The sequence below is a fragment of the Mesorhizobium hawassense genome (assembly GCF_003289945.1).
GTDB classification, from domain to species: domain Bacteria; phylum Pseudomonadota; class Alphaproteobacteria; order Rhizobiales; family Rhizobiaceae; genus Mesorhizobium; species Mesorhizobium hawassense.
In genome coordinates this window covers 380,326-402,000 of the sequence record NZ_QMBP01000002.1, presented here as the reverse complement: position 1 = coordinate 402,000, position 21,675 = coordinate 380,326, and the positions used below count along the sequence as shown (strand labels likewise).

Here is a 21,675-nt window from a genome sequence, read left to right as displayed (position 1 = left end):
GGCCTCTTTGACCAAGGCTGAGCAATGAGCAGCGTCGCCGCCGCCTTCAGGCTCGCAAGAGCCGGCTGGGTGCTGGTCCGCGAGGGCGTCGTCGCGGCATTGCCGGGCGAAGAACTCTCCGGCATGCCGAAATTCGGCTGGCGCGTGGCGCGGCTGTTTACCCGCCGCCGGGCGCTCAGCTATCAGCGCGGCGACCGGCTGGCGCGCGCGGTGGTGCGGCTCGGGCCGTCCTACGTCAAGCTCGGCCAGTTCCTGGCGACACGGCCCGATGTCGTCGGCAACGACATGGCGCTCGACCTCGCGCTTTTGCAGGACAAGATGCACACTTTCCCGAAGGCGGAGGCGGTCCATGCGATCGAAGCTTCGCTCGGGCGCAGAATAGACGATCTCTATGCCAACTTTGGGGATCCCGTTGCCGCTGCCTCGATCGCGCAGGTGCATGGCGCCGACGTGACTCGTGACGGAGCGACGTCGCGGGTGGCGGTGAAAGTTATCCGGCCCGGCGTGCGCCGCCGCTTCTTCCAGGATCTCGAAAGCTATTTCCTCGCCGCCCACCTGCAGGAGAGATACGTCCCCTCGTCGCGCCGCTTGCGGCCGGTCGAGGTGACCCAGACTTTGGCGCAGACCACCAGGATCGAGATGGACCTGCGGCTCGAAGCGGCGGCTCTGTCCGAGCTTGGCGAAAACACCAAGGACGATCCCGGCTTCCGCGTGCCGGCGGTGGACTGGGAGCGTACCGGCCGCGACGTCCTCACCATGGAGTGGATCGACGGCGTCAAGATGAACGATATCGCCGGCCTTGCCGCCGCCGGTCACGATCTCAAGGCGATCGCCGCCAACCTGATCCAGTCGTTCCTGCGGCACACGCTGCGCGACGGCTTCTTCCATGCCGACATGCATCCGGGGAACCTGTTCGTCGAGGCGAACGGCACTATCGTCGCCGTCGATCTCGGCATCGCCGGCCGGCTCGGCAAGAAGGAGCGGCGCTTCCTGGCCGAGATCCTCTACGGCTTCATCGTGCGCGACTATCAGCGCGTCGCCGAGGTGCATTTCGAGGCGGGCTACGTGCCGCGCCAGCACAATGTTTCGGCCTTCGCGCAGGCAATCCGCGCCATCGGCGAGCCGATCCACGGCCAGTCGGCCGAGACCATTTCGATGGCGAAGCTCTTGACGCTGCTGTTCGAGGTCACCGAGCTCTTCGACATGGCGACGCGGCCGGAACTGATCCTGCTGCAGAAGACCATGGTCGTGGTCGAAGGCGTCGCGCGCACGCTCGATCCTGGCTTCAACATGTGGAAGACGGCGGAGCCGGTGGTCGGCGACTGGATCGCCGGCAATCTCGGGCCGCGCGGGCTGCTTACCGATGCGCGCGACGGTGCCAAGGCATTGTTGACGCTGGCTAGGCAGGCGCCGGACCTGGCAGCCCGCACCGACCGGCTGTCGCGCGAGATCGACCTGATGGCGGAGAACGGCCTGCGCTTCGACGAAGCGACCGCGCGGGCCATCGGCAAGGCCGAAGCGCGCCACACCCGCTCTGGCCGCGTGGCGCTGTGGGTGATCGCGCTGACGCTGATCTACATTGCGTGGAAGTTGCTCTGACCGGCAATCGGCTTGTCGCCATTTGATTGCATTGCTATCATTGCATGCGCTGTCTGAAAAAGCGAGTGCAATCACATGGCCAGCATCACGATCCGCAATCTCGATGACGAGGTCAAGGACCTGCTCCGGCAACTCGCGGCCGAAAATGGCTGCTCGATGGAGGAGCAGGCGCGGGCAATGATCCGCGCCGCGGTGGCAGGCCGGGCGGGGCAGGCCGACCGCATCGGCCAGATCGAGGAGACGCTGCGCGCGCTGGCAGCAGGCTCGAACGAGCCGGCGGTGCCGGCTGCCGTCGTGTCCGGCAAGCCGGTCCCGCGGGGCTCTCTCTCCGGCAAGCGCATCCTGCTCATCATCGGCGGCGGCATAGCCGCCTACAAGGCGCTCGACCTGATCCGGCGTTTGCGCGAACGCGGCGCTGCTGTGCGAGCCGTCACGACGTCGGCCGCGCAGCAATTCGTCACCACGCTGTCGGTCGGCGCGCTTTCGGCCGATCATGTCTTCACCGAGCTGTTCGACCGCAATGACGAGCACGATGTCGGCCATATCAGGCTGTCGCGCGAGGCGGATCTCCTGGTGGTCGCGCCGGCGACCGCCGACCTGATGTCGAAGCTCGCCAACGGCCATGCCAGCGACCTTGCCTCGACGGTGCTTCTGGCCACCGACAAGAAGGTGCTGATGGCGCCGGCGATGAACCCGAGGATGTGGGCACATCCGGCGACGCGGCGCAATCGCGCGACCCTGCAGAAGGACGGCATCGTCTTTGTCGGTCCCGGCAGAGGCGAGATGGCTGAAAGCAACGAGGCGGGCGAGGGCCGCATGGCCGAGCCGCTCGAGATCGTCGCCGCGGTCGAGGGGATGCTCGACGAAAAGCCGGGGCCGCTTGCGGGCCGCAAGATCATCGTCACGTCGGGGCCGACGCATGAGCCGATCGATCCGGTGCGCTACATCGCCAACCGCTCGTCGGGCAAGCAGGGCCATGCGATCGCGGCTGCGCTGGCAAAGCTCGGCGCCGATGTGCGGCTCGTCTCCGGTCCGGTCACCATCGCCGATCCGGCGGGTGTCGCGACGACACATGTCGAAACGGCCGCGCAGATGAAGCAGGCGGTCGAGAGCCTGCTGCCGGCGGACGCGGCCGTGTTCGTCGCCGCGGTCGCCGACTGGCGCACGGCCAATGCCGCCGGCGAGAAGATCAAGAAGGTGGCGGGCGAGGGACCGCCGTCGCTGCGGATGGTCGAGAACCCGGACATCCTTGCCGGCGTCGGCCATCATGCCCGACGCCCGGGCCTCGTCGTCGGTTTCGCCGCCGAGACGCAGGACCTCATCGCCAATGCCGAGGCCAAGCTGAAGAAGAAGGGCGCCGACTTCATCGTCGCCAATGACGTCTCCCACGAAAGCGGCATCGGCCCGTCCGGCGTGATGGGCGGCGACCGCAACAAGGTGCGCATCGTCTCCAGGACCGGCGTCGAGGAATGGCCGGAAATGGGCAAGGACGAGGTGGCGGCGCGGCTCGCCGCGCTGATTGCCGAGCGGCTGCGGACGGTCGTGGTCTGAACGTCGCGTTCAGCCTTCCTCGAAGAGCTCGATGCAGTTTCCGGAAGGATCCTGGATGACGAGTTGCGAGCCGCCGGGGCCGGTTCTCAAGGGCACTCGTATTACGCAGCCGGCGGCTTCGATCCCCGGCAAGCGGGATTTCAAATCGTCGGTGGTCACGACTATCCGGTTCCAGCCCCCAGCCGAAGGGATCTCCCCCTCGGCGGTCGGCTGCGCGGCCGACGAGCGGGGACCGGCGAGCCACAATGTCAACGATCCATGCCTGACGATTGCCATCGCAGGCCCGTATTGCGCTATGAGCTCGAACTCCAGGACATCTCTGTAAAAGGCAATTGCCTGCTGAACATCGTCGACAAAGTACCGTACGGCGGACATCGGCTATCCTCGCTGGGGGTTTCCCCAGCACACTAGCCAATCCTTTGGCGAACGACAGTATCTAGTTGGCGAGAGCTCGGGGCTGGTGCGCCGACGCGATACACATGGCTTCATTCAGCGGCGATATTGGGAAGGTTCGTTTTTGCTACGGCTTCGACCGCCTCGGCAATGATCTTCAGCCCGAGGTCCAGTTCCTCTTCGGAGATCGTCAGCGGCGGCGCGATGCGGAAGACGCCGCCCATCCCGGGAAGCTTGACGATGTTCATGCTCAGACCTCGCCGAAAGGCTTCGACGGCAATGGCGGCGCCAAGTTGGTGATCGGGAACCCTGTCCTTGCGGTCCTTGACGATCTCGACGCCGAGCAGGAGGCCGCGGCCGCGCACGTCACCGACGCAGTCGTAACGCTGCTTGAGTCGCGACAGGCCGTCGAACAATCGCGCGCCGAGATACCGGGCGCGCTCGACCAGCTTTTCTTCCGCCACCACCTCAAGCACGGCGAGGCCGACGGCCGCCGGCAGCGGGTCGGAGACATGGGTGGTGTAGAAAAGGAAGTCTTTCGCATGCGCCTCTTCCTCGATCTCGGCCGTCGTCATGACGGCCGAGAGCGGCAGGCCCGCGCCGATCGTCTTGGAAAGCGTGAGGATATCGGGGGTGACGCCGTCCCGCTGGAAGGCGAACATATGTCCGGTGCGGCCGATTCCGGTCTGCGCCTCGTCGAGGATCAGCAGCATGCCGCGCTCGCGGCACTTCTTTTGCAGCGCCGCCAGGTAGCCATGCGGCAGCTCCAATATGCCGCCGCTCGACAGGATCGGCTCGGCGACGAAGGCTGCCAGGCTGCCGGTCGACTGGCTGTCGACCAGATCGAACGCATCGTCGAGTTCGGTCTGCCAGTCCAGCGAGCCGTCGGCATGCTTGAAACGCGGCCGGGAACTGTTCGGCGCGGGGATCGCGAGCGAGCCGACGGCGGCCGGCCCGTAGCCCTTGCGGCCGGCGCTGTAGGTCGCCGAGGCCGCGACCCCCGTCATGCCGTGCCAGCTCTTCGAAAAGGCGACGATCTCGTGCTTGCCGGTGACCAGCTTGGCCATGCGGATGGCGGCTTCGTTCGATTCCGCGCCCGTCGACAACAGCAGCACCCGGTCGAGCCCAGGCGCCAGCGCCGCGAGGCGCTCGGCAAGTTCGACGACGGGGCGGGACAGCATGCCGCTGAACAGATGCGCGACCTGCCCGACCTGGCGGCTTACCGTCGAGACGATGCGCGGATGGGAATGCCCGAGCAGCGCGCTCATCTGGCCGGAGGTGAAATCGAGGATCGGCCGGTCGTCGGCGTCGTAGACGAAAGATCCCGCCGCGCGCTCGATGATCGCGGGCTCGAAGCTGCCGCCATAGCGGATCAGGTGCTTTTGCGCCGCATTCCAAAAACCCTGGTCCAGGTTCTTCGACATCGTCCAACTCCATCAAGGTGTCGGGCAACTCATAGCGGCTGGTATGGGTGCAGTAAAATTGATAGTAATCGGATCCGGATATCAATGGATTTGATATGCAGGCTCCACTCGATCTCAAGCTGTTGTCGACATTCGTGCGCGCGGCGCATTCGGGCACACTCAGCGCCGTGGCGGTGCAGGTCGGGCGCACCCAGTCAGCCGTGACCATGCAGATCCAGCGCCTGGAGGAAGCGGTTGGCCAGAGCCTGTTTCATCGCAGCGGCAGCGGCGTGCGGCTCACCGCCAGCGGCGAACGTTTTCTCGCCTATGTCGAGCGCATCCTGAAAATCCACGATGAGGCGATCTCGGCGCTTTCCGACAAGGGTCTGCATGGGTCGATCATCTTCGGCAGTCCCGAGGATTATCTGAGCGCGTTCTTTCCCGCGCTCTTGAAGAGCTTCGGCACTATGTTTCCCGATGTCGAGATCAAGGTGGTTTCGGCGCCGACGGTCGAACTGCGCACTCTTCTGCATGGACGCCAGATCGACCTGGCGCTCGTTTCCACGCCAGATCAGGGCGATGCGGCGGATGTGGTGCGCCGGGAATCCCTGGTGTGGGTGGGCAGCAGACCCGCGCTGGAGCTTTACGATTTCGGCGACACCGTGCCGCTGGCATTGGCAGCCTCGAACGCCATCGATCACAAAGGGGCTTGCGAGGCCATGGCCCGCGCCGGGCTGCGCTACAAGATAGCCTATGCCAGCAACAGCCTGGCAGGGTTGATCGCCGTCGCGCGATCGGGGCTGGCGATCAGCGTGATGGCCGAGGAGGCCGTGCCGCCCGATCTCCACATCCTCGGCGCCCCGCTTCCCGCGTTGCCCGGCCTCGGCATCCTGGTCGCCTTCGCCGAGGCGGAACGGTCACCAGCGGTCGAGGCATTTGCCGATCACATCCGGAAGGTTCTTCCGTCGCTTTGAGCGCGGCGTCATCCGGCCGCCAGCCGCGGCCGGTTCGCCGCGGAAAGGATTCTCAGCGCCGCGAGGCATCCGACGACGCCAAGCGGCACGAAGGCGAGGAACAGCCAGCCGGCAACACCCGCGGCCGCCTCACGGTTCAGGCCCTCCGAAAAGCCGCTGGCATTGGCGATGATGCCCGCGAGTGCTGCGCCGACGGCATAGCCAATGCGTTGCATGGTCGGCACGGCGGCGGATGCGATCGTCTGCTCGCCGTCGCGAGCCGAAGCGACGATGACACGCGTGAGGAACGGCCAGCAAATGCCGAAGCCGCCGCCCTGCAGCAGGGCGCAGAGCAGGATCAGCGGTATCGAGCCCGCAGGGATGGTATAAGCGAAGCCGGCGAGGCCGGAGGCGATCATCAGCGCGCCGACGGCGATGATCAGCCTTTCGCGTTCCAGCGGCGCATTGGCGATGAGGATCGACAGGATCGACCAGGCGATCGATTCGGCGGCAATGATGTAGCCGGTGGTCAAGATCGGAATGCCGTGCAGCGTGGTTAGAAGTAGCGGCCCGTAGATGGTGAAACTGCAGGTCGCCACGGAGAATGCCGCAACCATCGTCATGCCGCTGCCAAGCGGCGAGCGCCAGGAGAACAGAGGCGACGGGAACAGCCGCGAGCGGGGCCTGAGGGCATCTATGCGGAAGAATAGCGCCAGCCCGACTAGGCCGAGGAGGAGCAGCAGCGACGAGCGCAACAGCGCAATGTCAATGCCAGCGGCGGCTATCAGCACCACGCTGAGGGCGAGACAGCCGAGCGCCAGATAGGGGAAGGGCGGTACGATGCCGCCGACTGCCCGCGGTTTCCTGGCCTCCGGCGTGTCGAGCACTATGAAGCTTGCCAAAGCCATCGCCCCGCCACCGAAGGTGAAAACGCCGAAGGCCCAACGCCACGACAGGAACTCGGTCATGAGCGCGCCGAGCATCGGCCCGCTGAAGGCGGCGACGCCCCAGATCGCGGACATGATGCCGAAGAGCTGTGGCCAGATACTGCGCGGAAACAGGCGCTCGACCGACACGAAAGCCAGCGACACAAGCGCTCCGCCACCGAGCCCCTCGATCAGGCGCCCGGCGAGGAACAGCGGCATGGAAGGCGCTGTGGCGCAGATCAGTGCGCCTGTCGCATAAAGCAGGGCAGCGACCATCATGTTGGAGCGCAGCGCGACATAGCTCACCAGCCGACCGGCCGCGGCACCCGCGACAATGGCGCCAAGCTCGTAGATCGCCAGCGACCAGCCAACCAACTGCACGCCCGCCAGTTCGCCAACCATGGCCGGCATCACCGTCGCCACCATCGTCTCGTTGGTGGCGTGCAGCAGGATGCCCAGGCTGACGAAACAGAAGCGGGCCAGGTCGCCGCTCGCCCAGAGTGCCCGCCAATCCACCCTGTTGCTGCCCAATTTGCTGCCGCCTGTCGCCGTCACGCCGATCTCCTGCTTGCGATTTGCAGCCTCATCCATTCTCGAAAGGGCCGCCAGATCCAGTTAGGCAGGGCTTGTAGAACCTCAAGCGCGATTGAGCTCAAGAGGCTTTTTCGCGAATCTCGAACAAAGTTGCGATCGCTGAAGAGAAGCCCGGTCGGCAGTGTTGAAACTCAGTTTGCCGTGCTGCGCAGCTGGAACTGGCTGACGCCGATGGCGATGTTGAGGCCGGTCTGGGTCTGGACGCTGAGCGGCTGCAGGGTGAAGGCGTTGCCGGTGCCGCCGACCAGAAGGTTGGCGCCGGCGCCGACCGCTGCGGTCACCTCGGCGCTGGCGCCGACATAGTCGCCGGCCAGCGCGCCGGGAGCATAGATGTTGTTCATGGGCGTCAGCACCAGCCAGCGCATCACGCTCTGATTGGTGGTGCCGATGTCGAGACCGTACTTGTTGACGGCGCCGAAATAGGCTTCGGGCGCGAAGGTCTTGTCGGCCGGCGTGAAGGTGCAGCTCAAATCCTTGCTGGAGCCGAAGACGAAGCCGGTGCCGCCGCCAATGGCGCAGTCGAGAACGCCGAGCTCGATGCCGCCGGTCTCCGCTCGAGCCTGTCCCGCCAGTGCAAAGATTGCGATCGCGGCTGCGATGATCCTCGACATACGTTCCCCCAAAAAGAATGCGGCCCGGAACGGCTACAATGTCCTGTTCCGGGCCGCGCGTATAGGGAGTGTATGCCGTCGTCAGCGGCTGTGCGCCTTACTTGTAGGAGTGGACCAAATCCAGCGACGCCACGGCGACGGCCAGGTTGACACCGGTCTGCGCCTGGACACTGAGCGGCTCCAGCATGAAGGCGCCGTCCAGGCCGCCGACCATGAGGTTGGCGCCACCGCCGGTCACCACGGACGCCTCGGCGTTGACGCCGTAATAGCTGCCGGCGAGGTCGCCCGCCTCATGATGGCGCGTCGCGGCAAGCACCGCCCAGACGAGCTGGCCCTGGTGCGTCTGGCCGAGGTCGACGCCGAGCTTGGAGATCATACCAGTATACTGTTCGGCCGGCCCGTGATGATAAGGGCGGAAGGTGCAGGAGACGCCCTTGTTCGAGGTGATGACGTAGCCGACGCCGCCGTCGATGGTGCAATCGAGCGTGCCGAGCCGGATCGTGCCGGCGCTGACCGGAGACGCAAGGACCGTGGCGGCGAGCGCTGCAGCGGCACAGGCAAGGGATTTGATCATTGGAAAGGTCCTTTCGCGAAAATTTTGGCCCCGGCTTAAACGAGCGAGGTGCATTGAGCGTTCCGCCGAAAACTTGGCGCGAACATGGCAAAGGTTAACGCATTGCGCTCGGGGTTAACGGGCCGCTATCGGCGTCTCAGCGGCGCAACGCTGCGATCGTCAGCGACGCCTGAGCGATCACCAGCGACGCTTGAGCGATCACGGGCGATGGCTCGGCGTCGTGCTGCGTATCTTGCCGAAATCAGCGTCCGCTTAGCTGGCGTTGCTGCCGGTACGCGACAGGCCGTCCTTGGCCGGCTGGTAGTTCGGGTCGAGGTGGATCGCCTCGCGGTAGGACTTGGCCGCCCTCACCTTGTCGCCGCGCTTCTCGTAGATCAGCGCCTGGTTGGCCCAGGCCTCGGCATTCTTGCCGTCGAGCTTGATGGCCATGTTGAAGTCGGAGAAGGCGTTGTCCTCGTCGCCCGTCGCCAGATAGGAGAGGCCCCGGCCGTTGTAGGGCTCGGCGGCGTCCGGCGCCAGCGAGATCGCGGTCGAGAAGTCCTCGATGGCGAATTTGTGCTGGCCCTGGCTTTGATAGATCAGGCCGCGATTGTGGTAGGCGCGCGCGTCGGTGGTGTCGAGCTGGATCGCCTTCTGGAAATCGTTGAAGGCATCCTGGGTGCGGCCCGCCTTGCGATAGAGATTGCCGCGGCCGATGTAGGCGGCGTCGTAATTGGCGTTGATCTGGATCGAGCGGTTGTAGTCGGCCAAAGCGGCTTCCTGATTGCCGAGGAAGCGCTGGATCAGCGCGCGGTTCGAATAGGCCTGATAAAAATTCGGATTGAGCTGGATGGCCTGGTTGAAGTCCTTCAGCGCCGCCTGGTACTGGCCGCCGCGGCCATAGGCCGAGCCGCGCACATTGTAACCTTCCGGATCCTGCGGACTGCGCTGGATGACCGCCGAAAGCGAGGAGATGTTCTCGCTCGAGCCTTGTGCCTTGTCGATGTTGTTGAACTCGCCGGTCGGCGTCGTCTGGCATGCTGCAAGCGTCAGACCCGAAACAAGGGCTGCCGTCAGGGCGAAGCCGCGAAAAGCGGTTCTGCGCTCCACGGTAATAGCGTTCATCTTTGTCCTCACTGCCGCGCCGCCGTCAGTCCGTTCCCTCTCCGAACCGGCTCGAATCTGTAAACAAAAAGGTGGCGGCGATTCCGCATCGCGCCACCTCGGTATCCTTCGAAAAGGACGAAAAATAGGCGTTATGAGCGCGGCGAACGCGGCGCGCCACCAGCGCCAGCTGGAGCCGGACGCGGGGTCATCGGCAGCAGGCCTTCGCGCTGGGCGCGCTTGCGGGCCAGCTTGCGGGCGCGGCGCACGGCTTCCGCCTTCTCGCGGGCACGCTTCTCGGACGGCTTCTCGTAGTGCCCGCGCATCTTCATTTCGCGGAAAATACCTTCGCGCTGCATCTTCTTCTTCAGCGCGCGAAGCGCCTGATCAACGTTGTTGTCGCGGACGAGTACCTGCACGGGCAATCCTGTCTTCGGGTTTGAAATCGATCGGCAGTCGGCCATAGCCGAGATGCCTCCGCGGCGAGCTACACCGCGAATTGTGGGCGGCTGATAGCAGAATCAGCCCGGGATGTCCACCGTTGATTGCAAGAAAGCCCGATCAAAAACCCGAGCGCTCCGCCTGCCCTGTTTCAGCCTTCCGCCGTCGCCAGATGGAGGCGCGCGAAATCCTCGAAGAATTCGCCATAGTCGCAGGTGATTTCCTCGCCGGCCGCGATGTCACGGGTGGCGATGGCGCCGCCATACTGCGAGAAATCGGTGTTCGGCCGTTCGGCATGGTTCATGAAGCGGCCATTGTCGACCTCATAGACCATGAAGCCAGGCTTGTCCGGGCTCGGATAGGCGTAGCGATCGAGCAATTCCCGCAGATGCTGGGGCGCGGCCTCATATTTTTCCATCGGGATCAGCCGGTCGAAATCGGGATCGAGTCGCCAGATCGAAGCGCCTTTGCGGATCGGCTCGGCGGCGAAGACGCCGACGCCCTCGATGGCGCTCTGGGCAACATAGGTTCTGATCAGCAGCATCGTTCCGGTCCGATTTCGACGGGGAACCAAATCGTCAAATCGAACCGGAATGCAAGGCCGCGTCGCGAGATTTCGGCGGATGAGCATATCTGCTGTCCGCCTTGCGGATCACGTCCGGTTGATCGAGACGCCGCCGTCGGCAAACAGCGCCGTGCCGGTGGTGAAACTCGAGGCGTCGGAAGCCAGGTAAAGCGCGGAGCGGGCGATCTCCTCCGGCTGCGCCATCCGCTTCAAGGCATGGATGCCTTCGACGAAGGCGCGCGCCTCGGGCGTGGTGGTCGTGGCGCCGGGCGTATCGGTGCCGCCGGGCAGCAGTGCGTTGACGCGCAAACCCTTCGGACCGTATTCGGCGGCCAGCACCTGCGTCAGCCCGACCAGGCCGGCCTTGGCGGCGGCATAGGCCGCCATGCCCGGCATGCCGGCGGTGTAGCCGACGAAGCTCGAGGTGAAGATCAGCGAGCCGCCGCCGCGCTCCAGCATCGCCGGGATCTGATGCTTCGCGGCGAGATAGGCGCTGGTCAGATTGGTGTCCATCGTCTCGTGCCAGGTCGCCGGCGCCATGTCCGGCACCGGTCCCATCGCGCCGACGGCGCCGGCATTGTTGAAGGCGATGTCGAGGCCGCCGAAGCGGGCAACCGCGAGTTCGACCAAGGCCTGCGCATAGGCTTCATCCCTGACGTCGCCGGCAAGGGCGGCCGCCGTGCCGCCGGCTGTTTCGATTTCGTTAACGAGCGCGTCGAGCTCGGCTTGGCGACGTGCCGCGACGACGAGGCTTGCGCCTTGCTCAGCGAACAGTTTCGCCGTGGCGCGGCCGATACCGGAACTGGCGCCGGTGACGATGGCGACCTTGTTTGTCAGGGTGAACATGTCTGTGCATCCTTCCTCTGTGCCGGCTTGCCGGCGGGTGGATGCTTGGTCGCAGATCGGCATGGACGCAGCCACCCGAAACCGGCAAAGGCCGCTATTGCCCTACTGCCGCAAAAGCCAAGCCAATCGGTCCACCGAGACGGCGTAGCTGAGGGCAATTAGCAGAGCCATGACGATGCCAATGGCTGCGTGGCCGGTCAGATAGAATCCCGCGGCACCGCCGCACAGGATGACAAGCTCCAGCGCCAGCCTCACGGCACCCGGCACTGGCACCGGAGCCCGGCCCGACCGGCTCGGATCGTTGAGCACGGCGAAAGTGCCCCACAGCACCACCGCGACGAGCGGCAAGGCGATGGCAAGAATCCAGCGCCACCATCCTTCGGACAGGCTCCAGCCGGCCATGCCGAGCCCAAGGAGCGCTGCAAGTTCCAGCAGAAAGCGCAAAGTCAGATTCCACCAGGCGTTACCCATCATCGTCCCCCGAATCCTCGAATCCATCCTTGGATCGGGCGAGTGTTGCCGAATGCTGCCTTGTCGGCCAGATGAAAGCATCCTTTCCGCGACGGCGCAAAACGGCAAGCGCCGTCGCAATCAGCGCAAGGATGACATCGCGGTTTCGCTAGTGATACACCTCGCGTGACGGGAGAGGCCCGAACCACATCCGCGATTTTTGGCGCGAGGCTTAACGTGAAGAAATACTCGGTATTCGCCATTGCCCGCGAGGCCATGCGCGGCCACAAGGGCTGGGAAGAACAGTGGACATCGCCCGAGCCGAAGAAGGAATACGACGTCATCATCGTCGGCGCCGGCGGGCATGGCCTGGCCACCGCCTATTATCTTGCCACTGAGCACGGCATCACCAACATCGCGGTGCTGGAAAAGGGTTGGCTCGGCGGCGGCAACACCGGCCGCAACACCACCATCATCCGTTCCAACTATCTCTATGACGAAAGCGCCGGCATCTACGACCATGCGCTGAAGCTGTGGGACGGGCTATCCCAGGAGCTCAATTACAACGTCATGTATTCGGCGCGCGGCGTCATGATGCTGGCGCACAACGTGCACGACGTGCAGGTGTTCAAGCGCCACATCCACGCCAACCGCCTCAACGGCATCGACAATGAATGGTTGACGCCGGAGCAGGCCAAGGAATTCTGTCCGCCGCTCAACATCTCCAAGGAAGCGCGCTATCCGGTGATGGGCGCAGCACTGCAGCGGCGCGGCGGTACGGCGCGCCACGACGCGGTCGCCTGGGGCTATGCGCGCGGCGCTTCGGCGCGCGGCGTGCACATCATCCAGAACTGCGAGGTCACCGGCATCAAGCGCGCCGCCAATGGCGCGGTCAGCGGCGTGGAGACGACGCGCGGATTCATCGGCGCCAAGAAGGTCGGCGTGGTCGCGGCCGGCCATTCCTCGGTCATCATGAACATGGCCGGCGTGCGCATGCCGCTCGAAAGCTATCCGCTGCAGGCGCTGGTGTCGGAGCCGATCAAGCCGGTGGTGCCCTGCGTGGTGATGTCGAACACCGTGCACGCCTATATCTCGCAGTCGGACAAGGGCGAGCTCGTCATTGGCGCGGGCACCGACCAGTATGTCTCCTATTCGCAGACCGGCGGCCTGCACATATTGCAGCATACGCTCGACGCCATCTGCGAGATGTTCCCGATCTTCACGCGCATGAAGATGCTGCGCTCCTGGGGCGGCATCGTCGACGTGACGCCCGACCGTTCGCCGATCCTGGCGAAGACGCCGGTCAAGGGCCTCTACGTCAATTGCGGCTGGGGCACGGGCGGCTTCAAGGCGACGCCCGGCTCGGGCAATGTCTTCGCGCACACGATCGCGAAGGACGACCCGCACCCGATCAACGCGCCCTTCACGCTCGAGCGCTTCCGCACCGGCCGCCTCATCGACGAGGCCGCCGCGGCGGCGGTGGCGCACTGATGATGGCCGAGATGGCCGTCGCGATGCCGCTGGTGCTCGCCGGCGAGCAGGGGATGTTTCACCTGCCGACGCCGGGCGAAGTCCGCTTCCAGGCGATCAGCCGGGAGGACCATGAGACGGATTGGCCGTTCGCGGTCGACGACGGCATGCTGACCTGTGTCTGGAGCGCCGGCCAAAGGGTCGTGATGTTCTTCGAGAGTCGGCCGAAAGACCTCGATCAGGACAAGCCCTTCCAGCCGCGCGGCGTCATCGTCACCACCGATCCGATGCAGCTGACTGTCGGCAACATACCGAACCGCAGCTTGTTCAAACCCTCGGCCAGGGTCGAGGAACGCATGCGGCTCGTCGCGCCTTACGCGGCGCTCGGCCGGCGGCTTTGCGATCAACCGGCCGGCGCCCGCGTCGGCCATGGCGAATTGTAGGATCAACTCAAGATGCTTCTCATCCGCTGCCCCTATTGCGACGAAGAGCGCCCCGAACTCGAGTTCCGCAATGCCGGCGAGGCGCATATCGCGCGCTCCACCAACATTGCCGGCGAGAGCGACGACGATTTCGAGAAATTCTTCTTCATCCGCGCCAACCCGAAGGGCGTCATCTATGAGCGCTGGCGGCACATCCATGGCTGCGCGCGCTTCTTCAACGCGGTGCGCGACACCGTCACCGACAAGTTCGTCATGACCTACAAGGCCGGCGAGCCGAAGCCCGCCAAGCTGCCTGGAGCCGCGAAATGAGCGCCGCCTTCCGCATCCCCGGTGCCGGGCGCCTGAAGCAGGCCAAGACCGCGTCGTTCAGCTTCGACGACAAGTCCTATACGGGCATCGAGGGCGACACGCTCGCCTCGGCGCTGCTCGCCAACGGCGTGCATCTGGTCGGCCGCTCGTTCAAGTATCATCGGCCGCGCGGCTTCCTGTCGGCCGGCGCGGAAGAGCCCAACGCGCTGGTGCAAATCGTGCGCGACGATGCGCGCAAGACGCCGAATGTACGCGCCACGGTGCAGGAGCTCTATGACGGGCTGACCGCCAATTCGCAGAACCGCTGGCCGTCGCTCGCCTTCGACATCGGCGCGGTCAACGACATCGCCTCGCCGCTGTTCTCGGCCGGCTTCTACTACAAGACCTTCATGTGGCCGAAGTCGGCTTGGAAGAACCTCTACGAACCGAAGATCCGCGCCGCGGCCGGCCTTGGCGTTTCGCCCGAAAAGCCGGATCCGGACCACTATGCCGCGCGCTACGCGCATTGCGAGGTGCTGGTGCTGGGCGGCGGCGCCGCCGGCATTGCCGCTGCCCTTGCCGCGGCCGAGACCGGCGTGCGTGTGATCCTCGCCGACGAGCAGGCCGAATTCGGCGGCAGCCTGCGCTTCGAGAGCGGCGCCAGGATCGACGGCGAGAATGGCTACGCCTGGGCGCAAGCCGCGATCGCCAGGCTCAAGGCGATGGACAATGTCCGCGTGCTCTCCCGCACCACTGCCTTTGGCTACTACGCGCAGAATTTCGTCGGACTGGTCGAGCGGGTCAGCGACCATCTCAAGAGCCCGGGACGCGAACTGGCGCGCGAGCGCCTGTGGCAGGTCCGCGCCAATCGCGTCGTGATCGCGACCGGCGCCATCGAGCGGCATATGGTGTTCGCCAACAACGACCGTCCGGGCGTGATGCTGGCTTCGGCGGCGCGCACCTATCTCAATCACTATGGCGTCGCGGTCGGCAAGAATGTCGGCGTCTATACGGCGAATGATTCCGCCTACGCCGCGGCCATCGACCTCAAGAAGGCCGGCGTCAACATCGCGGCCATCGTCGACCTGCGCGACAACCCGGCCGGGCCGGTGATCGACGAGGCGAGGGCGCTCGGCATCGAGATCAATTTCGGCCGCGCCGTGGTCAGCGCCGGCGGCAAGCTGCGCGTCTCCTCGATGACCGTACAGCCGAAGAATGGCGGCGGCGAGCGCACCATTCCGGTCGATGCCATATTGATGTCGGCCGGCTGGACGCCATCGGTGCATCTGTTCTCGCAGTCGCGCGGCAAGGTCGCCTTCAACGACGAGACCAGGCGCTTCGTGCCTGGCACCTATGCGCAGGACTGCGTGTCGGTCGGCGCTTGCAACGGCACCGATGGACTGGCTGCTTCGGTCGACGAGGCATATGCGGCCGGCGCCAAGGCGGCGAAGGATGCCGGTGGCCAGGCCGGAAAGGGGGCCAAGCCGAAGGTCGATGCCGGCGAAAGCTGGTCGCGCGGCATGCTGGGTGCCGGGCCCGGCGCCGGGCCGGGCACCACGGTCAAGGCCTTCGTCGATTTCCAGAACGACGTCACTGCCAAGGACATCCGCCAGGCCGTGCATGAGGGCATGCACTCGATCGAGCACGTCAAGCGCTTCACCACCAACGGCATGGCGACCGACCAGGGCAAGACGTCGAACATGCACGGCCTGGCGATCGCCGCCGAGGAACTCGGCAAGCCGATCCCGCAAGTCGGCCTCACCACGTTCCGCGCGCCCTATACGCCGGTGACCTTCGGTTCGATCGTCGGTCACGCGCGCGGCGCGCTGTTCGATCCGACCCGCCGCACGGCAACACATGGCTGGGCGGCGTCGCAAGGCGCTGTGTTCGAGGATGTCGGCCACTGGAAGCGCGCTTGGTATTTCCCGAAAGCCGGCGAGGACATGCACAAGGCGGTCGACCGCGAATGCGTGACGGTGCGCAAGGTGGGCGGCCTGTTCGATGCCTCGACGCTGGGCAAGATCGAGGTGGTCGGGCCGGACGCGGCGAAATTCATGGAGCTGCTCTACACCAATCCGTGGGAGAAGCTGGAAACCGGCCGCTGCCGCTACGGCATCATGCTGCGCGAGGACGGCTTCATCTATGACGACGGCGTCGTCGGCAGGCTGGCGCCGGACCGTTTCCATGTGACGACGACCACCGGCGGCGCGCCGCGCGTCATGCACCACATGGAGGATTACCTCCAGACCGAGTTTCCGCATCTCAATGTCTGGCTGACCTCGATCACCGAGCAATGGGCTGTCATTGCCGTGCAAGGGCCGAAGTCGCGTGACATCATCGCCCCGCTGGTCGAAGGCATCGACATGTCGGACGAGGCGATGCCGCATATGTCGGTGCGCGAGGGCAAGATCTGCGGCGTGCCGACCAGGCTGTTCCGCATGTCGTTCACCGGCGAGCGCGGTTTCGAAGTCAACGTGCCGGCCGACTATGGCGAGGCGGTCTGGGAAGCGTTGTGGGCCGAAGGCCAGAAGCATGGCGCGACCGCTTACGGCACCGAGTCCATGCACGTGCTGCGCGCCGAAAAGGGCTACATCATCGTTGGCCAGGACACCGACGGCACGGTGACGCCGAACGATGCCGGGCTCGACTGGGCGGTCGGCAAGAAGAAGACCGACTTCGTCGGCATTCGCGGCCTGACCCGATCGGACCTGGTGGCCAAGGGCCGCAAGCAGCTCGTCGGTCTGAAGACCAAGGACCCGAAGGTCGTGCTGGAAGAGGGCGCGCAGATCGTCGCCGATCCGAAGCAGCCGATCCCGATGAAGATGATCGGCCACGTCACCTCCAGCTACTGGTCGGAGAATTGCGGCCGCTCGATCGCGCTTGCGCTGGTCGCCGGCGGCCGCGACCGCATGGGTGAGACGCTCTATGTGCCGATGCCGAACGGCACGATCGAGGTGGAAGTCACCGGCATGGTGTTCGTCGACGAGAAGGGAGAACGCCTCAATGGCTAAGGCTGCTGCCAAGACCAATGCCGCCGCTGCTTCCGTCGAACGGCGTCCCGCACTTGCCGGCCGCACGCTCTCGGCGCCCAGCGTGAAGGTGGAGATGCTGCCGCCGGCCGAGCGCATTTCGCTGCGCGCGCCGGAGGCTTCGCTGGCCGCACTCTCCAAGGCGCTCGGCGTGACGCTGCCGGTCAAGCCGAAGACCTCGGCGACGAAGGACGGGCGCACGGCGCTGTGGCTCGGCCCGGACGAATGGCTGATCATCGATGAGGCCGGCAACGATCCGCTTGCCGACTGCGCCAAGGTCTCGGCGCTGCATTCGGCGGTCGGCATCTCGCACCGCAATGTCGGGATTTCGGTTGCCGGACCCGCGGCCGCCGTGACGGTGAACTCCGGCTGCCCGCAGGACCTGTCACTCGACGCGTTCCCGGTGGGTGCTGCCTCGCGCACCATCCTCGGCAAGGCCGAGATCGTGCTCTTGCGCACCGCGGAAGATGCGTTCCGGGTGGAGTGCTGGCGTTCCTTCTCGGACTATGTCTTTACTCTGCTGTCGGAAGCGGCCGGCGACGCGGCGAACTGATCTTCACGCTGTACTGTCGGAAAGCCGCGCGGCAGGAACCATCGCTGGCCGTGTCCGTTTCCGCAGCTCGCGAGGGAGATTTCCGATGCCGTCCAAAACCGCGCCGAAGTCGCCGAAGAAGACAGCGGCCGTCCGCTCGCTGGAGCAGGAGCGGCGCCACGAGATCGAGGAAGAAGAACTCGAGGAAGGCCTCGAGGACACGTTTCCGGCCAGCGATCCGGTGTCGATCACCAGCACTTCCATCCCCGGCGCGCCGGCCAAGCCGGGCAAGGCTAAAAGCGTCGCTGGAACGAAATCGCGCCAGAAATAGGCTTGGGCGGATCGCCCAAGGCGGGAGGCAAAACGAAAAAGGGCGGCCAAGTGCCGCCCGTTTTCGTTTGAGGTGTTGCCGATAGTGATTAGAGGCCAGGCACGAACCATGGGTTCACGTCGATGCCGAGGCGCGGGCCCTTGTTGGTGTCGTTCTTGGTGGCGTCCGCCTTCTCGACCGAGCCAGTCGCAGTGCAATCAAGCGTCACATTGGCCTTGGTGCAGGCAGCAGGCGCATGCTTGGCCGGTTGGGTAGCGCCAGCAAAGGCGGCGCCCGAGAAAGCCAGCACGGCGGCGAGGGTGAGGATGGTCTTCTTCATTGTCCGTCTCCAGTCGTTTCCGTACATGTACGATATAGCGTACACATACGACCGACGGAGGTGAAGTTCAAGGGAAAATCTGTACATGTACGGCAACTTTTTTTGAACGTAGGAATTCGCCTGCGTGAATCAAGCGATCGGGCGCGAAATGCCGGCGAAAGCGATCAACAGTCGATCGGCGTCTCGGTGAGGGGGGGAACGTCGCGCGCCGAAAGTCCCGCCAGCGTGAAATCGCACATGCGCTTCACATAGGCCTGGGCGTCGCCGAACGGATAGAAGGGAAAGGTGATCAGCAGCGAGATGGTGCCGTGGCCGACGGTCCACAGCATGGTGGCGATAGCGCGCGGGTCGCCCTTGAGCTTGCCGGCGGCGACGCAGGCCTCGACCCGGCTGATCAGCACCTTCATGGCCGGGTTGCCCTCTTCCATGTCCTCGTAGCTGCGGCCTTCCGGCAGCCTGGTCTTCTCGGTCATGAAAACGGTGCGGTATTCGTTGGGATTTCCGAGGCCGAAGGCGGCGTATTCGGTCATCACCGCCTGCAGCGCCTCGATCGGATCGTCGGCCGGATGCTCCTCGATGCGCCGCGCCAGCGTCTCGAAAGCGTCCTCGGCCAGCGCGAACAATATGTCCTGCTTGTCGGCGAAATAGGAATAGACCGACATCGGCGCATAGCCGACGCGCTTGGCCAGCTTGCGGATGGTCAGGCCCTCATAGCCTTCCTCCTGCACCAGCTTGTGAGCCGCCGCGACGAGTTCCGAGCGAAGCTCCGCCTTCTGTTTCTCGCGGCGTTTCTGAACGCTCAGCGTCAATGTCCGCTGCCTTTGTCGTTGGTTGCCTGGCGAAATTATATACGCTGTACGGAAACGGACAAGAGAGCGTTCCGGTTCCGTTACGTCCGCTCTAACCTGCTGTTTCAACGCAATTCCGGCGGAAAACCGCCGGGCACCTTCCTGGAATTGCTCAGATGGCGCCGATGCCGCCGTCGAGCGCCAGCGTGTGGCCGGTCATGAAGGAATTGGCCGGGTCGGCGAGGAACAGAATGCCGGTGGTGATCTCGTCGACCTCACCGACACGCTTCATCGGCACGCCGCGGGTGAGTTCGGCAAGCGCTTCGGCTTCGGGCGCGCCGGCAAAGCGGACGAAGCCGTCGACCATCGCGGTTCGCGTGTGGGCCGGGCAGACCGCATTGATGCGAATACCCTTGCTGGCATATTCCACCGCCGCCGAGCGCGTCAGGCCGACCACGCCATGTTTGGCGGCGGCATAGACCGAGAGCTTCGGCGCGCCGGAGAGGCCGGCGACCGACGCGACGTTGACGATGACGCCGCCCTTGCCACTCTCCCTGACCTGGCGTTCCAGCTGCGGGATCTGGTGCTTCATGGCATAAAAGACGCCGAGCAGATCGACCTCGACCACGCGGCGGGCCTCCTCGGAGGTCACCTGCGGCAGGCGCACGAATGAGTGCACGATGCCGGCATTGTTGACGGCGATGTCGAGCCGGCCGAATTTCTCGACGGCCAACTTCACGAGGTCCTCCGACAGCTTTTCGTCGGCAATGTTGCCGGCAAGGCAAGCTGTCTCGACGTCGAGCGTTGCGGCGAAACCGGCGAGCACCGCCTCGTCGAGATCGGAAAGCACCAGCCGTGCGCCTTCGGCGGCGAAGGCTTTTGCCGCGCCGCTGCCGAGGCCACCGGTCGCGCCGGTGATCAGCACGGTCGCTCCCTCGAATCGGCCCATCGCTCAGCGCTCCCTATCGATCAATTTCACCGCGAGCGCGGCGAGCAGATTTACCGCCTGGCCGTAGGTTTTTGCCTTTTCAGGATTGGAGGCGTTGCCGTCCAGCGCACGGCGATAGACGCCCTGGCAGATCGCCGCCAGCCGGAAGAAGGAGAAGGCCAGGAAGAACGTCCAGTTGCCGATCGCCTCGATGCCGCGCCGCTTGCAATAGGCGGCGACATAGGCCTCCTCGGAAGGCAGGCCCGCCGCCGCTCGGTCGATGCCGCCGAGGCCGCGAAAGCCCGAGGCATGCGGCAGCCGCCACTGCATGCATTGATAGGCGAGGTCGGCAAAGGGATGGCCGAGCGTCGACAATTCCCAGTCGAGCACCGCAATGACTTTCGATGCGTCGGGCGCGAAGATCATGTTGTCCAGCCGGAAGTCGCCGTGGACAAGCGAAACGCGGCCATCATCGGCCGGCATATGCGTTTCGAGCCAGGCAATCAGCCGGTCCATGTCGGCGATGGTTTCGGTTTCGGACGCGCGATACTGGCTGGTCCAGCGGGCGAACTGGCGCTCGAAATAGCTGCCGGGCTTGCCGAAATCGCTCAAGCCGACCGCCGCGACATCGACGTCGTGCAAGGCCGCGAGCGTGGCGTTCATGGCGTCGTAGATCGCGGCACGCTCGTCATTGCCCGAGGCGTCCGGCAGAGACGGATCCCAGAAGATGCGGCCGTCAAGATATTCCATGACGTAGAACATGCGGCCGATCGGCGAGTCCTCGCCTGAGAGATGCAGCATGCGCGGCACCGGCACCGCCGTGCCGGCAAGCGCCTGCATCACCCGGAATTCGCGGTCGACCTGATGCGCGGATTTCAAGAGCTGTCCCGGCGGCTTGGCGCGCAATACGTACCGGCCGCTGGCGGCGGTCAAGAGATAGGTCGGATTGGACTGTCCGGATTTGAATTTCTCGATCGCGGACAGCCCAGCAAAACCCGGGATGTGCGCTTCGAGATAGGGCGCAAGCGTCTCTGGATCCAGGATATTGGCGTCGCCGCTCATGCGGTCTCTGGCAGGCGCTCAAGCAAGGTCAGGGTCAGCCAGCGCGCGGTCAGAGCGGGCTTCTTCGATCCCTCGATCTCGATGGTCACGTCATGCGCGGTCTGCACCCAGCCTGAAGGCCTGACCTTGACGTCAGCCAGCACGAAACGGGTGCGGATGCGCGAGCCGGTCTTCACCGGTGCCAGGAAGCGCAGCGTGTCGAAGCCGTGGTTGACGCCCATCTTGCCGTTTTCGAGCGGCGGCATGGTCTCGAACGTCATTGCCGACAAAAGCGACAGCGACAGAAAACCATGCGCGATGGTGCCGCCAAACGGCGTCTCGCGCTGGGCACGCTCCGGATCGCAATGGATGAACTGGTGGTCATCTGTGGCATCGGCGAACTGGTCGATCATGCGCTGCGTGACCGTGCGCCATGGCGACACGCCGACCTCCTTGCCGACGCTTGCCAGAAGCGTATCGAGACTGATCGGTTCCACGCTGATGTCCTCCGCACCCC

General features: G+C 65.0%; 24 protein-coding genes. 9 read left to right on the top strand and 15 right to left on the bottom strand.

Annotated elements, in window-relative coordinates; all coding sequences use genetic code 11:
- Nucleotides 1-24: 24 nt before the first annotated feature.
- The gene (gene ubiB / locus DPM33_RS06140) at nucleotides 25-1,599 is read left to right on the top strand and encodes a 2-polyprenylphenol 6-hydroxylase (RefSeq protein ID WP_112096507.1); all 1,575 of its coding nucleotides are present in this window, start codon (nucleotides 25-27) and stop codon (nucleotides 1,597-1,599) included.
- 75 nt (nucleotides 1,600-1,674) lie between these two features.
- Nucleotides 1,675-3,150 (top strand): bifunctional phosphopantothenoylcysteine decarboxylase/phosphopantothenate--cysteine ligase CoaBC, encoded by a 1,476-nt coding sequence (gene coaBC, locus DPM33_RS06135; RefSeq protein ID WP_208648366.1) that lies wholly within the window; start codon nucleotides 1,675-1,677, stop codon nucleotides 3,148-3,150.
- 9 nt (nucleotides 3,151-3,159) lie between these two features.
- On the opposite strand, the gene DPM33_RS06130 is transcribed toward coaBC, so the two are convergent.
- The gene (locus tag DPM33_RS06130; protein ID WP_112096506.1) at nucleotides 3,160-3,525 is read right to left on the bottom strand and encodes a VOC family protein; all 366 of its coding nucleotides are present in this window, start codon (nucleotides 3,523-3,525) and stop codon (nucleotides 3,160-3,162) included.
- A 110-nt stretch (nucleotides 3,526-3,635) separates the two neighbouring features.
- On the bottom strand, nucleotides 3,636-4,967 hold the full coding sequence (locus DPM33_RS06125) for an aspartate aminotransferase family protein (protein WP_112096505.1): 1,332 nt from the start codon (nucleotides 4,965-4,967) through the stop codon (nucleotides 3,636-3,638).
- Between the two features lie 95 nt (nucleotides 4,968-5,062).
- Here DPM33_RS06125 and DPM33_RS06120 point away from each other — a divergent pair, with 95 nt between their 5' ends.
- On the top strand, nucleotides 5,063-5,920 hold the full coding sequence (locus DPM33_RS06120; protein ID WP_112096504.1) for a LysR family transcriptional regulator: 858 nt from the start codon (nucleotides 5,063-5,065) through the stop codon (nucleotides 5,918-5,920).
- An 8-nt stretch (nucleotides 5,921-5,928) separates the two neighbouring features.
- Here DPM33_RS06120 and DPM33_RS06115 read toward each other — a convergent pair whose 3' ends face one another.
- From DPM33_RS06115 to DPM33_RS06080, 8 genes are all read right to left on the bottom strand, one after another.
- Entirely contained in the window at nucleotides 5,929-7,416 is a 1,488-nt protein-coding gene (locus DPM33_RS06115; protein ID WP_112096503.1) for an MFS transporter, read from the bottom strand.
- 134 nt (nucleotides 7,417-7,550) lie between these two features.
- The gene (locus DPM33_RS06110) at nucleotides 7,551-8,030 is read right to left on the bottom strand and encodes a DUF992 domain-containing protein (protein WP_112096502.1); all 480 of its coding nucleotides are present in this window, start codon (nucleotides 8,028-8,030) and stop codon (nucleotides 7,551-7,553) included.
- Nucleotides 8,031-8,127: 97 nt separating this feature from the next.
- The gene (locus DPM33_RS06105; protein ID WP_112096501.1) at nucleotides 8,128-8,604 is read right to left on the bottom strand and encodes a DUF992 domain-containing protein; all 477 of its coding nucleotides are present in this window, start codon (nucleotides 8,602-8,604) and stop codon (nucleotides 8,128-8,130) included.
- Nucleotides 8,605-8,856: 252 nt separating this feature from the next.
- Complete coding sequence (locus DPM33_RS06100; protein WP_112096500.1) at nucleotides 8,857-9,708, bottom strand: tetratricopeptide repeat protein; 852 nt, start codon at nucleotides 9,706-9,708, stop codon at nucleotides 8,857-8,859.
- Nucleotides 9,709-9,839: 131 nt separating this feature from the next.
- The gene (gene rpsU, locus DPM33_RS06095; protein WP_042639546.1) at nucleotides 9,840-10,106 is read right to left on the bottom strand and encodes a 30S ribosomal protein S21; all 267 of its coding nucleotides are present in this window, start codon (nucleotides 10,104-10,106) and stop codon (nucleotides 9,840-9,842) included.
- 173 nt (nucleotides 10,107-10,279) lie between these two features.
- Nucleotides 10,280-10,672, bottom strand: coding sequence for an SET domain-containing protein (locus tag DPM33_RS06090; RefSeq protein ID WP_112096499.1), 393 nt, complete (start codon nucleotides 10,670-10,672; stop codon nucleotides 10,280-10,282).
- A gap of 108 nt (nucleotides 10,673-10,780) precedes the next feature.
- Entirely contained in the window at nucleotides 10,781-11,539 is a 759-nt protein-coding gene (locus tag DPM33_RS06085) for an SDR family oxidoreductase (protein WP_112096498.1), read from the bottom strand.
- A gap of 102 nt (nucleotides 11,540-11,641) precedes the next feature.
- Nucleotides 11,642-12,010: a YrdB family protein gene (locus DPM33_RS06080; protein ID WP_112096736.1), complete on the bottom strand. Its 369-nt coding sequence runs from the start codon at nucleotides 12,008-12,010 to the stop codon at nucleotides 11,642-11,644.
- A gap of 216 nt (nucleotides 12,011-12,226) precedes the next feature.
- Between DPM33_RS06080 and DPM33_RS06075 the strand changes: the two genes are divergently transcribed.
- The 6 genes from DPM33_RS06075 (at nucleotide 12,227) to DPM33_RS06050 (ending at nucleotide 18,082) form a co-directional block, all read left to right on the top strand.
- Nucleotides 12,227-13,480 carry a sarcosine oxidase subunit beta gene (locus DPM33_RS06075; RefSeq protein WP_112096497.1) on the top strand — a complete coding sequence of 418 codons (1,254 nt, stop codon included), beginning with the start codon at nucleotides 12,227-12,229 and terminating at the stop codon, nucleotides 13,478-13,480.
- Nucleotides 13,480-13,902 (top strand): hypothetical protein, encoded by a 423-nt coding sequence (locus DPM33_RS06070; RefSeq protein WP_112096496.1) that lies wholly within the window; start codon nucleotides 13,480-13,482, stop codon nucleotides 13,900-13,902. The genes DPM33_RS06075 and DPM33_RS06070 overlap by 1 nt, the downstream gene beginning before the upstream one ends.
- Before the next feature lie 12 nt (nucleotides 13,903-13,914).
- Nucleotides 13,915-14,211, top strand: a complete 297-nt coding sequence (locus tag DPM33_RS06065; RefSeq protein ID WP_112096495.1) for a sarcosine oxidase subunit delta — start codon at nucleotides 13,915-13,917, stop codon at nucleotides 14,209-14,211.
- Nucleotides 14,208-17,201, top strand: a complete 2,994-nt coding sequence (locus DPM33_RS06060; protein WP_112096494.1) for a sarcosine oxidase subunit alpha — start codon at nucleotides 14,208-14,210, stop codon at nucleotides 17,199-17,201. The genes DPM33_RS06065 and DPM33_RS06060 overlap by 4 nt, the downstream gene beginning before the upstream one ends.
- Nucleotides 17,194-17,772 (top strand): sarcosine oxidase subunit gamma, encoded by a 579-nt coding sequence (locus DPM33_RS06055; RefSeq protein WP_112096493.1) that lies wholly within the window; start codon nucleotides 17,194-17,196, stop codon nucleotides 17,770-17,772. The genes DPM33_RS06060 and DPM33_RS06055 overlap by 8 nt, the downstream gene beginning before the upstream one ends.
- A gap of 85 nt (nucleotides 17,773-17,857) precedes the next feature.
- A complete protein-coding gene (locus tag DPM33_RS06050; protein ID WP_112096492.1) occupies nucleotides 17,858-18,082 on the top strand; it encodes a hypothetical protein in 225 nt (74 codons plus the stop codon).
- A gap of 88 nt (nucleotides 18,083-18,170) precedes the next feature.
- Here the strand turns inward: DPM33_RS06050 and DPM33_RS06045 are convergent, their stop codons facing one another.
- The 5 genes from DPM33_RS06045 to DPM33_RS06025 all read right to left on the bottom strand — a co-directional run bounded on the left by DPM33_RS06045 (nucleotide 18,171) and on the right by DPM33_RS06025 (nucleotide 21,661).
- Nucleotides 18,171-18,401, bottom strand: coding sequence for a DUF680 domain-containing protein (locus tag DPM33_RS06045; RefSeq protein ID WP_112096491.1), 231 nt, complete (start codon nucleotides 18,399-18,401; stop codon nucleotides 18,171-18,173).
- Between the two features lie 164 nt (nucleotides 18,402-18,565).
- Nucleotides 18,566-19,210, bottom strand: coding sequence for a TetR/AcrR family transcriptional regulator (locus DPM33_RS06040; RefSeq protein WP_112096490.1), 645 nt, complete (start codon nucleotides 19,208-19,210; stop codon nucleotides 18,566-18,568).
- A gap of 151 nt (nucleotides 19,211-19,361) precedes the next feature.
- Nucleotides 19,362-20,138, bottom strand: a complete 777-nt coding sequence (locus DPM33_RS06035) for an SDR family NAD(P)-dependent oxidoreductase (RefSeq protein WP_112096489.1) — start codon at nucleotides 20,136-20,138, stop codon at nucleotides 19,362-19,364.
- A 3-nt stretch (nucleotides 20,139-20,141) separates the two neighbouring features.
- Nucleotides 20,142-21,179 (bottom strand): phosphotransferase family protein, encoded by a 1,038-nt coding sequence (locus DPM33_RS06030; protein WP_112096488.1) that lies wholly within the window; start codon nucleotides 21,177-21,179, stop codon nucleotides 20,142-20,144.
- Nucleotides 21,176-21,661, bottom strand: a complete 486-nt coding sequence (locus DPM33_RS06025; RefSeq protein ID WP_281004787.1) for a MaoC family dehydratase — start codon at nucleotides 21,659-21,661, stop codon at nucleotides 21,176-21,178. The genes DPM33_RS06030 and DPM33_RS06025 overlap by 4 nt, the downstream gene beginning before the upstream one ends.
- Nucleotides 21,662-21,675 lie beyond the last annotated feature (14 nt).